The organism is Chryseobacterium sp. OV279 (assembly GCF_900128945.1).
Classification (GTDB): domain Bacteria; phylum Bacteroidota; class Bacteroidia; order Flavobacteriales; family Weeksellaceae; genus Chryseobacterium.
In genome coordinates, this window is the sequence record NZ_FQUD01000002.1 from 163,280 (window position 1) to 175,994 (window position 12,715).

Annotated in this window: 10 protein-coding genes and 4 tRNA genes; 5 read left to right on the plus strand and 9 right to left on the minus strand. The window is 36.1% G+C overall.

Annotated features, from left to right (window positions below; genetic code table 11):
• Positions 1–8: 8 nt before the first annotated feature.
• Together BUA72_RS08730 and BUA72_RS08735 are read right to left on the minus strand one after the other, a co-directional pair.
• Positions 9–83, minus strand: a tRNA-Pro gene (locus tag BUA72_RS08730).
• Positions 84–399: 316 nt separating this feature from the next.
• Positions 400–2,427: a M43 family zinc metalloprotease gene (locus BUA72_RS08735; RefSeq protein ID WP_072922630.1), complete on the minus strand. Its 2,028-nt coding sequence runs from the start codon at positions 2,425–2,427 to the stop codon at positions 400–402.
• 78 nt (positions 2,428–2,505) lie between these two features.
• Between BUA72_RS08735 and BUA72_RS08740 the strand changes: the two genes are divergently transcribed.
• Positions 2,506–2,997 carry a hypothetical protein gene (locus BUA72_RS08740; RefSeq protein ID WP_139259575.1) on the plus strand — a complete coding sequence of 164 codons (492 nt, stop codon included), beginning with the start codon at positions 2,506–2,508 and terminating at the stop codon, positions 2,995–2,997.
• A 48-nt stretch (positions 2,998–3,045) separates the two neighbouring features.
• Here the strand turns inward: BUA72_RS08740 and BUA72_RS08745 are convergent, their stop codons facing one another.
• Genes BUA72_RS08745 through BUA72_RS08755 form a run of 3 tightly spaced genes read right to left on the minus strand, consistent with a single transcriptional unit; the run spans position 3,046 to position 5,997 of the window.
• Positions 3,046–3,825, minus strand: coding sequence for an ABC transporter permease (locus tag BUA72_RS08745; protein ID WP_072922632.1), 780 nt, complete (start codon positions 3,823–3,825; stop codon positions 3,046–3,048).
• Complete coding sequence (locus tag BUA72_RS08750; protein WP_072922633.1) at positions 3,818–4,720, minus strand: ABC transporter ATP-binding protein; 903 nt, start codon at positions 4,718–4,720, stop codon at positions 3,818–3,820. Before BUA72_RS08750 ends, BUA72_RS08745 begins: the two co-directional genes overlap by 8 nt.
• Positions 4,720–5,997 (minus strand): erythromycin esterase family protein, encoded by a 1,278-nt coding sequence (locus BUA72_RS08755; RefSeq protein WP_072922634.1) that lies wholly within the window; start codon positions 5,995–5,997, stop codon positions 4,720–4,722. Before BUA72_RS08755 ends, BUA72_RS08750 begins: the two co-directional genes overlap by 1 nt.
• Before the next feature lie 455 nt (positions 5,998–6,452).
• Between BUA72_RS08755 and BUA72_RS08760 the strand changes: the two genes are divergently transcribed.
• Positions 6,453–7,541, plus strand: a complete 1,089-nt coding sequence (locus tag BUA72_RS08760; RefSeq protein ID WP_072922635.1) for a fatty acid desaturase family protein — start codon at positions 6,453–6,455, stop codon at positions 7,539–7,541.
• Positions 7,542–7,762: 221 nt separating this feature from the next.
• Here the strand turns inward: BUA72_RS08760 and BUA72_RS08765 are convergent, their stop codons facing one another.
• Entirely contained in the window at positions 7,763–8,851 is a 1,089-nt protein-coding gene (locus BUA72_RS08765; protein ID WP_139259576.1) for an NHL repeat-containing protein, read from the minus strand.
• 300 nt (positions 8,852–9,151) lie between these two features.
• Between BUA72_RS08765 and BUA72_RS08770 the strand changes: the two genes are divergently transcribed.
• Together BUA72_RS08770 and BUA72_RS08775 are read left to right on the plus strand one after the other, a co-directional pair.
• Positions 9,152–10,225, plus strand: coding sequence for a sensor histidine kinase (locus BUA72_RS08770; RefSeq protein WP_072922637.1), 1,074 nt, complete (start codon positions 9,152–9,154; stop codon positions 10,223–10,225).
• Positions 10,218–10,994, plus strand: coding sequence for a LytR/AlgR family response regulator transcription factor (locus BUA72_RS08775; RefSeq protein WP_228407853.1), 777 nt, complete (start codon positions 10,218–10,220; stop codon positions 10,992–10,994). Before BUA72_RS08770 ends, BUA72_RS08775 begins: the two co-directional genes overlap by 8 nt.
• Positions 10,995–11,210: 216 nt before the next feature.
• On the opposite strand, the gene BUA72_RS08780 is transcribed toward BUA72_RS08775, so the two are convergent.
• From BUA72_RS08780 to BUA72_RS08790, 3 genes are all read right to left on the minus strand, one after another.
• Positions 11,211–11,284: transfer RNA gene (locus tag BUA72_RS08780), tRNA-Arg, on the minus strand.
• A 32-nt stretch (positions 11,285–11,316) separates the two neighbouring features.
• Positions 11,317–11,391 (minus strand) — tRNA-Pro (locus BUA72_RS08785).
• Positions 11,392–11,422: 31 nt separating this feature from the next.
• Positions 11,423–11,507, minus strand: a tRNA-Ser gene (locus tag BUA72_RS08790).
• Between the two features lie 135 nt (positions 11,508–11,642).
• On the opposite strand from BUA72_RS08790, the gene BUA72_RS08795 reads away from it, so the two are divergent.
• Complete coding sequence (locus BUA72_RS08795; RefSeq protein ID WP_072922639.1) at positions 11,643–12,668, plus strand: N-acetylmuramoyl-L-alanine amidase; 1,026 nt, start codon at positions 11,643–11,645, stop codon at positions 12,666–12,668.
• Positions 12,669–12,715: the final 47 nt, after the last annotated feature.

Sequence of the window (12,715 nt, forward strand, 5' to 3'; positions counted from 1 at the left end):
TAAAACTGTCGGGGCGGCAGGATTCGAACCTGCGACCTCCTGGTCCCAAACCAGGCGCGATGACCGGACTACGCTACGCCCCGATTATTAGGTCATCTAGACGAATTTTACTTCGTTTTTGCGAGTGCAAAGATAGAAAATTATTTTGAATAAAAAAGACTATTTGTGAAAATTATTTAATAATTATTTGTTGCATCATCGTAGTTGCGGATTAAAAAAGAGACTGTTTTTTCACGTAAGAAAATATTAAATCTTAAATGTCAGGGTTTTATATACATGGATTTCCTGCTTTTTTAAATTCTATCGAAGATTTTAATAGAAAAAAAAATAAAAAAAAAAACCTCCGGAATTTCTCCGAAGGTTTATTATTGCTGCAAAAACGGCAGTGTAAGATTTAATCTATTTTTTTATAAATTTTACATTTTCTGTTTTCTTGTCGCTTTTGAAAGTAATGAAATACGTTCCTTTTGTCAATTCAGCTACACGGATTTTCTGATCTTCAAGAGCTCCGGATTTTACGATTTGACCCACTGCGTTGTAAATTTCATATTTAGTATTGTTAGCTACGTTCGTAACGTTAAGAACATCACTTACAGGGTTTGGATAAACACCTGCTGTGTTTTTATCTTTTGTCACTTCGCTCGTAGATAATGCTCCTAATACTTTAAACTGTTTTTGCTGTGAAGAGGTGAAATCATATCCGCCCACTACAATGTTTCCTGCAGAATTTTTAACTCTGTAGAAACCTTCGTACTCATAGATACCGTCACCTTCAGAATCATTGATCGTGAAAGTATAACAGTCATTAACAGGTAATACCCAGTTTTGAGTCATTACTGCCGGAAGAGGTGTACTTGAAGTTGGGTTTGGAACGTCAGTATAAGGACCACCGCTGTAAACAACAGCACCTGCGCTGTTTTTTAAGTCCCATGTAGTTTCAGATCCCCAGTAGTCAAGCTGTAATTCAAATGTAAAGTTGGTATTCGATACAGGGATTGTATTCCCAAGAACTACAGAAGAAGCATCATTGCTGGCTCTTTGATCGGCAACTCCGTTTACAGATGTGATCTTAGCAGAAATAGTTCCTGATCCCGCTCCTGAAGGAATGCTGATTATTGCATATTTATCCTGAGCTAAGTTTCCGTTCCAGTTAACAGTCTGCTGAGCGCCTCCGTTTACAGAATAAGTAATCACTGCAGAAGTAAGCGCGCTTGTTCCTCTGTTGTATATGGAGAACTGAGCGGTAATAGGTGCAGGAGTGTCAGCACACGATGTATCAAAGCAGTTTCTTTCACCTTTTAGTTCTGCATCGTTGGCAAATAAAGGAATAGCAATATCTGCCGTAGATGTTTTCAGTTCCATTCTTCTTGGAGAATTGTTCATTACAGCTACCATTCTGTCCTTTTGGTTGATGGTGAAGATGTTCATACATGTATCGTAAGTATAGTCCATGTAGTTTTCGAACATTTCATCAGGAGTACCACAGGTATTGGATTTAGGGTGCGCAGGGCATCCGCCGTTGGACGTTCTGTGTGTCGGAGTATCTGCAACGTAGTCGGTACCACAGTTCGCATCTCCCCAAATGTGTCTCAGACCCAGAAAGTGCCCCACCTCGTGAGTCATTGTTCTTCCTTTGTCATATGGTGCGGCTAATAAAAATGTTCCGTCATTATAAGTGCTGCTTCCGAAAGTAGCATAATTAGCGACTACACCGTCTGTATAAGCATAACCTCCATTTGTGTTCAATCCAGGTAAAGTGGAATTGGAAGGAAACTGTGCATATCCAAGAAGATCAGGATCAGAGAAGTTTACACTCCACATATTCATGTATTTTGTAGGATCCCAGATTGTCATTGGCTTCACGTAGCTGTCAATAGCTGCCGTTGACCATGAAGGCTGGCAAAGATTAACACGGTCTACTCCGTTGGTAGGATTTCCTTTAGGATCCACTTTTGCCAAAGCAAACTGTATCATGGTATCTGCGCCTACAGGGCTGGTGTTGGCTCCCGGAGTTCCAGTCAGTTTTCTGTAGTCATTGTTCATTACAGTGATCTGAGACTGAACTTGTGTATCAGTAATGTTAGGGGCTGTACCTAATGCCTGTCCATTGTGGATAACATGTACTACAACAGGGATTGTGATAACTCCACCGTTTTGAGACTTGTTAGCCTGTGCGTTGGCGATTAATGGTCCAATCCAGTCTTCAAACTGTTGCTCAGTCATTCTTTTCGGATCTTTTTGCTGTAACATTGCTTCATATTCCGTAGAAGCACATCTCACAAATCCGTTTGTTTTTCTAAGCTCTTCAAGGGAATAGACTTTTCCAAAAACAATCTTATCTTTAGGATCGTTTTTCTGTCCAAATGTCAAACAGAAGAGTGTTAAAAAAAGTAAAAACGGTAATTTAAAAGTAGTTTTACCTTTCATGTGTATATAATTTAATTAATTTTACAAATATATTTATTTTTACTAATAATTTTCGGTAAAATCTAAAAAACAATGAAAATGAATTATAAACTGTTGATTGCATTAATTCCCCTTGTTTTATGTAATATGAACTGTACTTCTCAACAAAAAGGAAGTTTGGGTACTATTGCATCAAATGGTGGACAGAAGAAATCCAGGATTGAAAAGATAGAAATCACGGAACAGACCAGAGGTACAAACAGATTAATTTCATTTACTCAAGGTTCTAAAACTACGTCTGTAAATGGAAATATATCAGTGGATGTATTGTCTGCAGCAGCTTGGGAAAGTATTGTAAAACAGGCCGAAGTGATTGATCTGGACAAAATAGCATCATTAAAATCTCCATCTGAAGGCAGATTTGGAGACAGAGCCTTTGCTTCCACGATATTGATTACGAGTGGAGGTAAGACCTACGAATCATCTACCTTTGATTCCGGTGTCCCGCCAAAAGAATTGGAAAGTCTATACAGAGAGCTTTTTGTTGAAATAAAATCCAAACAGAAACTTCCTAAAAAAGGTTTGCGGTAAGAAGTGATCGCTCTTTGATATTTTAAACCAGAGAGCGATTGATAAAAATTAACCTCCTTTCTTCCTCACAAACAAATAGAAGCTCAGTCCGGCAAAAATAAATACCGCAGCCATATTACAGTAATCCAGCGGTTCGAAAGATATATTCTCAAACATTAAATTTCCGTAAAATTTATAACTTCCGGTGTACACCAGAAAATCTGAATACTTTTTCTCATTGACAAGTCCTGAAAAAATAAGCATAAACATACTGAAGCCTATCGGATAGATAAAGTTTTTAAAGATAAGGCTCACGGCGAGCTGTATCATGGCAATAGCGGAAAGTGTGATGGCGAATTTCAGAAATACATAGAATATAACTTCTCTGAAATCATAATTCTGAAACCCAAGCTCCGGGAAAACAACACTAAACAAATAACCACTCAGAAGAAAAACGATATAGGTTAAAATCATCGAAAACCAAACCGTTATAAGCATAAACAATACTTTTGAGATAAATATTTTTGACTTTGAAACCGGTATAGTAAACAGAATTTTATAGTTGTTGTTCCTGTACTCTACGTCACAGCAGGCATGGACAAAGAGAGAAACCAGAATAGGGTATAGCATATAAAGAAACGTACCTATCGTTTTCCCTAGTATGAATTTCCAGGGGTTGGATGTTCCTTCTGCCGCTTCAAGTCCTCCTTCGGTAAGAATGCTGTACACGTTATAAAAATCAATAGCGAAAATAATAAGAGCGGGAAGCAGCAGGATCCCGAATATTTCCTTATTCTTGGAGAGTTTGTATTGCTCGGAAGAAAAAGCTTTATAGAAAGTATTAGTCATGGTTTTTAGAAATTAGGTTAATGAAAATTTGTTCAAGATTCGTGCTCTGAGATTCTATGTCGTAAATCTCAATTCCGTTGTCAACTGCTGTCTTTAAGAGTAAATTAAACTTTTCGTCGTCATTAGCCCTCACAGAAATTTTATTAGGACTGTTTACTGAAACTGGAAAAGATTTCTGCAGGACAGAAACCGCTTTTTCAGTGTTGTTTACTCTCAGAACCACGTCTTTTTCCACCTGGCTCAGAAGTTCACTCTTCGTTCCTTGGAAAACCATTTTACCTCCTTCAATGATTCCGATGTGAGTAGCTGTTTTCTCCAGTTCGCTCAGAATATGACTCGACAGGAAAATAGTTTTACCCTGCTCGTTCAGATGTTGAAAAAGCTTTCTCATTTCAAAAATTCCCTGAGGATCCAGACCATTCAGAGGTTCATCTAAAATCAGCAACTTAGGATCGTGAAATATGGCCATTGCAATTCCAAGTCGCTGTTTCATCCCCATCGAGAGAGCACTGGCTTTCTTTTTCTTTTCCTTGTGAAGATCTACCAGTTCCAAAACTTCATCAATCCTTTTACTTCCCTTTCCATAGATAATGTCCAGATATTTTAAATTTTCAAAAACCGTCAGTTTCGTATAAAAGCAGGGTGATTCTATCAGATTTCCTGTTGAGGCTAGAATATCTGTACGGTTCTGTTTTAAACTTTTATTCTGGATGAATATTTTATCACCCGTCTCTTCCAGAAGTCCCAGAAGCAGCTTTATTGTCGTCGATTTTCCGGCTCCGTTTCTTCCCAGGTAGCCATAAATACTTCCTTCCGGAACATTCAGGCTGATGTTGTTTAAAATGGGTTTAGAGCCTATGGAATAACTCAGGTCTTTAGTAGTGATACTTTCCATTATTTCTTGATTGGTGTTAAAACAGTATTGGTGTCTATATAAAAGATTCCGTCAAAAGAGCGGCTCCAGTTCTTTTTCATGTCTATTCTTTGGTTGATAGTCGATACGAATTCCTTCTTCATGAAGGAGCTTTCCGGAATATTTCTCAGGTTAAGAAAGAAATATGGAGTTTTTGTCCTGTGAAATACATTTTCAATAGCATATTTTCCTGGCCTGTCGGAAATGCTTCCATTGTTATTCTTTTGGGCATAGGAAGAAAAATCAATGATGTAAGCTGAATTTCCATATTGATTACGGATATAAGCGCCTAACGGGAGATAATCTTTACTGTATCTTTCCGCAAAAGAGTGAATATTCGCGCACCATACGATGACCTTTTTATCTTTATAAACAGAATCAATCTGATAGATAAGATTCTTAGCCATCAGCGAATCTCGGAACTGCATGCTCGGCATGGATCCAGGTTTATATTTCCAATTCTTGGTCAAATTATCCTTTATATCCTGAAAATATCGGGCGTATACTATATTTTCAGGTGTTTTTTCCAGTTTTAAAACAATTTGTTCAAGACGGGTTAATTCTTGCAGGAATTTATTTTTTTGATTTCCTTTTAAAACCTTGTTGACGTATCTTTTATAAATAAAATTATTGAGCTCATCAGTACGTTTGTTGAGAATGGGGAAGGTCTTAATATCGATGTTATTGCGGCTTAAAAAATCTTTTAATAGCTTTCCACGCTTGAATGCCAATACACCTCCCGAAAACTGAATATCAAAACCTCCGATTTCAATAGGGGTAGCAGATGTTTTGGTTTTTTGATAATACTGTATCAGTGGCTGGTTTTCTTTAGCGCCCCACCAGTATCCGAAAAGCCCCAGACCTCCGATAGAATCTGCAGAAATTTTGAGCTTGTGGTGTTTCATTTCTTCATTCATGATCCACGTATCATACTGTCCAGCTTCGTAAAGCACAACATGATAATTCATATTTTCATGAAGATATTTGATAAGCCGACTTTTAGCCTCGGAAGTAGATCCGTCAATATGTGTATTTTCTCCCAGTATCAGAACTTTATTGTCTTTCAGGATAGAATCAAATATTTTCAGATCGCTGTTGTCACGGGACTCCATAGAAATACTTTTCAAAGGATGTTTGTACCGCTGGATTTCTGAGAGTTGTTCTTTCGTATCCTTATCGGGAACTTTCTGGTATACTATTTTGTTCAGGATAAAAATGGCAATAACGAAAATGATAAAACTGTAAAGTATTTTTTTCATTAATTAAAATTTACAGGTTAATAAATTTTCTGTGGTTTTCTTTGATTGGTGTTATTTTATTAAGTAATGTTACTCTTCGGTGTGAATTATTTATGAGAATGACGAAAATAATGCCAGTGAATAGAGTAGTGACGAATTGTCATTGGGCATTTCGGATTGAGTACAGTAGAGTTAATTTAGGGATTTTAGGAATAAGTTTTTCAATTTGATATGAGTACAAAGGATGACCCTCAAAATATAAAACAGACGTTTTCGGAAGACATAAGAGGCCCTTAATTCAAGTAATGACACTGTCTTGCCACTTTGAATTTAATGAAGGGATAATAAATGAATAATTAATACGTTATATTTGTATAATCCGGTAATGTACCGGAAAACTCAATACCCTCCTTATTCTAACACCCGATTTTAGCACATCTGTTTGTTCGCGTCAGGTAGATCAAACAAGATATGTTATGTCACAAAAAGTAAAATTCTCATCAGTTTCTGGTTCTCATTTCTATGCAACCCTCAGGAGCAGAGTAGATGAATTTTTCAGTCAGAATCAAATAAGTCAACATGCCAACGCCCACATGTGGGGGAAAACTATATTTTTCCTTACAGGATTTATAGGGATTTACCTGATCATCATTTCGGACTTGGCGCCTGTCTGGATGCTTTTACCACTGGCAGCGGCTCTCGGAATGTTTAGTGCCTTTGTAGGCTTTAATGTATGCCACGATGCTATACATGGCTCCTTTTCCGGTAATAAAAAGGTGAATAAAATGTTCGGATTTATTTTTAATCTGATCGGTGCCAATCCATACGTTTGGAGCATCACTCATAATCTGGTTCACCATACCTATACCAATATCCCCGGACATGACGAAGATATTGAGATCGCCCCGGGATTGATCCGGATTGCTGAAGAAGATGAGGTGAATCGCATTCAGCGATACCAGCATTGGTATGCCTTTCCGCTTTACAGCCTGGCTTCTCTTTCATGGGTATTCCGCAAGGATTATGTGAAATTTTTCCAGAAAAAAATTGGCGCACATCAGAATAAACATCCTAAGCGGGAATATTTCAATTTATTTTTCTTTAAAGCACTTTATTACTTCCTTTTTATTGTATTGCCTTTATTGGTGCTGGATGTAAGCTGGTGGCAGTTTCTGATCGGCTTTCTGCTTTTGCATATTGCTGAAGGCCTGACGATGGGACTGGTGTTTCAGCTGGCCCACGTTGTTGAGGGGACAACCTTCCCTTTACCGAACGAAGCAGGGCAGATAGAAGAAGCCTGGGCAGAGCACCAGATGCGGACAACAGCAAATTTTGCAACACACAATAAGCTTGCGGCATTTTTCCTGGGTGGACTGAACAGGCAGATCGAGCATCACCTGTTTCCTAAAGTCTGCCACATACATTATGGAGAGATCTCCGTGATTGTGAAAAAGACAGCAATGGAGTTCAACTTGCCTTACAATGAAAATAAGAGCTTTTCATCCGCGCTGCGTTCCCATTTTCTAACGTTGAAAAAATTTGGCAAAGAGGCGGCTGTCAATTAACCGAATTATACCTGGTTACTTGTTGTAAAAGACGTTCAGACTTTAGGCGATAGCTTTCAAATTGTTTGTCGTTAAATGAGCGGGAAAAGAAAACAACAAAACTCACAATAAAAATGGTGAGTTTTGTGAGCATGGAAGTATCATTATTGAATACTTTTATGGATTACTTAATGCCGTTATTTTACTTAATTACGTGATTTTTTTTTATTTTTAATTTCAATTCAATTTTCCAAGTCAAAGCTTGATATAGTATGAAAAGCATCTATTGTTTTATTCTTTTCCCCTTGAAAGGTATCATAGTTAACGACTAATAATTTTCCTTTATAAATAATCGTTTCACAAGGGTTATCCAGTTGTCCATCAGAACCATCTGCATTGTCATTTTCCCAAATCAGCGAAATGGTATTGGTATCTAAGTTGAGCTGATGCACACTATTATTATCATAATTGGCAATAAAAATCGAATTCCTTTTTTCATCATAAAAAAATCCGTCACAGCATTTTAACTGATCTGAATCGAAAACTATTGTATTCGATTTTACTTTTCCGTTTTTGTCGAATTCCAGTTTATTAATAACACCATCTCCAAAATTTCCTGCATACAAATTTCCTTTTTTATCAAAAGCAATCCCGTCAATTCCTATCGTGTTTTTCGTAACTTCTGATTTTAAAGTAAAAGTGGCAATGATATAATTTTTCTTATTGGCTGCATCTAAAGTGATGTTTTTAGAATTTAATTGTTCCAATGAAAAACTGTAAATTCCGCTTTCTCTTCTGTTTTCAAATAAAGCATCTGTTATATAAACCCGGTTTTTATACCATCTTACGGCTTCTCCGAAATTAAATCCTTCAACCAAAACTTCAGCATTTATCGGTTTCCCGTCTTTTACATTAATCCGTATCAATCTTGAAAAGTTTTCTTTTCCTGTAAAAAACTGATTATCCATTATATATAAATTTCCATCGGGACCAAACTCCATTCCCATTGGATGTACTTTTTTAGTAATAGGATGCAATGGGAGTTGATCAAACCAAATGACGGGTTTATCATTTTTATCAAAAGTTAGAATTCTGCTTCCATATTGATTAAATGTAATTGGATTGGTGATCGATAAAAATAGATTGCCTTTTTTATCTAAGGCCATCCCGTCTGGCGTTTGGTTTGTTTCTCCCAAATCAGCAAACAAGGTTGGCTTTATGAGTTTAGAAGTTTTGCTGTATACTATTTCTTGTTTGCGCTCTTGTGAAAACAAGTTTAAGGCATTTAATAGCATTAGAATACCAATTGCATTTGTAATTACTTTTTTCATTTCGTTTTGTTGGTTTAATCATTTCCCGTTAAAAAGGGGTTTTATTATAGTACTTAACAGTGCTGCCAGTAGAATAATAAATTTGATCATTTTGTTATTTTAAGCGAATATAACCACGTCATTATGATCCTGTTTTGAGAACCGTTGAAGAGCCTGTTTAAGCATTCATATAATCGAATTTTAAATTTTATTGAATTCATGTGCTGAAATGCGGTTTTTAGAAGCTAAAACAGGCTATTCAGATTAATTATCGAACTTTAATCCTATATTTTGTTACTTTGCCGTCAATTAAAATATATAATGAATTTTATTAAGAGAATTGACTTAAAAAGGACAGCGCTTCATTGCTTATACTGGATTTTCTTTTTACTGTTTTTCTTTTCAAATAAATCGGACAATGAAGATTCTTATGCATTCATTGTTGTTTATTCCTGTAAAATTTTAGCACAGGCCGCTGTTGCTTACGGTTTGATATATTGGATTATTCCGGAAACTTTAAATAAAAAAAGATATTTACTTTTCATAATTTCGGCCTTAGGCTGGCTTTATGTTGTTTTTGCTGTTTTAATAATTTTAAAATTTTATTATCTGGAACCCAGATTTCCAACTTTCTTCGATGATTGGCTTGGGCATACAATGACGGTTCGTGAACGTCTTACTTCGGGCAAACTAATATTAAGAGAGTTTTCTTTTATCACATATCCTGTTATTATTTTAGGATTTATCAGTTTTAATCGCAAACAACAACGTCTTTTAAAATTGGAAGAAGAAAAAAGATCAATAGAATTAAAGGTGCTGAAAAACCAGCTGAATCCACATTTCTTGTTCAATACTTTAAATAATTTATATACTCTAACCCTAAAAAAAGATGATAAGGCACCTGAGGTCATTGCTAAATTATCTGAAATTTTAGACTTTGTTTTATATCGCTGCAATGAAGATTATGTTTCTGTGGAAAAAGAAATTACGCTGATTGAGAATTATATTGCTTTGGAAAAACTACGTTATGACGAAAACAGATTGGATATTGTATTTACGAAAGATATTCAGGAAAGTAATAAAATTTCGCCTTTGATTGTGTTGACTTTTATTGAAAATGCTTTTAAGCATGGTGTAATCAATGAAACTGAAAAAGCAACAATCAGGTTGAATTTAGAAAGCAAAAAAGGACAAATTATTTTTAGTATTGAGAATACAAGACCTCAAAATGAATTTGCCCGAATTTCAGACAAATCTAAAATTGGCTTAGAAAACGTCCGGAAACAGTTGGATTTATTATATCCAAAAAAACATCAATTGGAAATTGAAGAAACGAAGACGTCTTATAAAGTTAAACTTTGTCTGAAAAATCAAACCGGGAAAGAAGTTGCATAAGACCGCCGATCGACCATTCAAAACCATTAAATTAGCTTTTAGAATTCCAAACTACTTATCTCGAATGAAACACAGATGTATTATTGTTGACGACGAACCTTTGGCAAGAGAATTAATTGCTTCTCATTTGGCAAATTTTGAAAGTTTTGAGTTAATAGATTCTTTTGAAAATGCATTAAAAGCGTATTCCTTTTTAGAGTGTAATTCTGTTGATTTAATCTTCTTAGATATTGAAATGCCTTTACTGAAAGGAAATGATTTCTTAAAAAAATTAAAGAATCCGCCTAAAGTAATTTTTACAACAGCTTACAGAGAATATGCGATTGAAGGCTATGAACTTAATGTGATCGATTATCTTTTGAAACCCATTACTTTTGACCGCTTTTTTGTTTCAATAGAAAAATTTAAACAGCTTCAAACTCCAAAGAAAGAAGTTCATACAGAATCTGAAAATCATATTTTTGTAACAAGTGGTAATAGACATATTAAAATTATTTTTAATGAAGTTGTGTATATCGAAAGTCTGAAAGATTATATAACGATTCATTTGGAAAATGGAATATCACATCATATAAAACAGAATATCTCGGTTTTTGAAAAATTATTGAATTCTGATTTCATTCGAATTCATCGTTCCTTTATTATTCAGGCAAAAAAAATGACTGCTTATACTAAGAACGAAATTGAAATAAATTCCATAGAAATTCCCATTGGAACCAGTTACAAGGAAAACTGGCTGAATTATTTGGAAACCATTACTTCAAAATAGTAAAAACCGAATACCATCGTTAGTCAAGATTCAATGGGAGTGCTGAATAAGTGACCGTTATATTGACTTTCTATATCGCATGTCCTTAAGAGCGAGAAAGGATTCGAACCTTTGACTGTCCCGATTACAAAATCGGGATGCTCTATCTAGGTTTGCTCTTATTGAGATAGTATACAACAAAAAAGACTCACAATAAAAATTGTGAGTCTTTTTAAGTGAGCGCGTCAGGATTCGAACCTGAGACCGTCTGCTTAGAAGGCAGATGCTCTATCCAGCTGAGCTACGCACCCATTAAATAATTTTGAGAAAATTAATAAAACTGTCGGGGCGGCAGGATTCGAACCTGCGACCTCCTGGTCCCAAACCAGGCGCGATGACCGGACTACGCTACGCCCCGAAGTATATATTGATAGTGAAAGAAAAAATAGCGGAGGGTAAGGGATTCGAACCCTTGCGACGCTTGCACGTCGACAGTTTAGCAAACTGCTCCATTAACCACTCTGGCAACCCTCCTTTTTTCTTATTTTTTAATGATCGTTGTTCCGTTATTGCGAGTGCAAATATAGAATAGATTTCTTTATTTACCAAATAAAATTCAAGAAAAATTTGCGTATTTTTGAGGTGATAAATGATTAAAAAAATAAACTGATGCGTAAGACATTATATATCATCGGATTAAGTACTTTTGTTTTTTCATGTACTTCCCAACAAAATGTAAAAAAAAATACATACAAGCCGAAAACCCCGGTATCACAGGTAAAACCGACCGCTAAAACTCCGGTGGCCGAAACTCAAAAACCAAAAATTACCAACGAGCATGGTGTAGAATTTTTTACAACCAATTTGGCTGATCCCGCGAAAAATGATAATACGGCAAGCTACGGTTCTATAGTATCAGCAAAACCGGCCGGATATAAAGTCGTGAAGACTTATTTCCCTGCGATTGCACAGAATTTCAGACAGCGTTATCTTATATTACACTATACTGCACTTCCTGATGATACATCCATTAAGGTGCTTACCCAACAGGGTGTAAGTGCTCATTACCTGGTGAACAATACCGGAGATAATGAGATCTATCAATTAGTAGATGAAAACAAACGTTCTTATCATGCAGGAGTAAGCGCATGGAGAAATGACAAAAACCTTAACGATACCTCTATAGGGATTGAAATCGTTAATGCAGGTTATACATCAGATGCTACAGGAAAAAAGGTATTTGCTGGTTTCAGTGATGAGCAGGTAAGAAAAGTAGCTGCACTGGCTAAAGATATTGTGGCAAGATATCAGATACCGGCAACCAATGTGTTGGCCCATTCAGATATTGCGCCTACAAGAAAACAGGATCCGGGACCTATGTTTCCATGGAAGAAACTGTATGACCAATACCAGCTCGGAATGTGGTACGATGAAACGGCAAAACAGAATTTCCTTTCTCTGGCACAGGAAGAAGTCCCTGTAAAATATAACGATCCGTCGTTTATCTTTGTGGTTCAGACGGCATTGCAGAAATTCGGTTATTATATTGACCTGAGTGGAAAGTGGGATGATGCAACAAAAAGAACCATTGAAGCCTTCCAGTATCATTTCCGTCCGTTGAATTACGATGGAATTATGGACGCCGAAACATGGGCGACCATTCAGGCTTTAAATCAAAAATATCCAGCGAAATAACAACTAAAACGCATCGGTTCAGATGCGTTTTTGCTATATTTAAACAA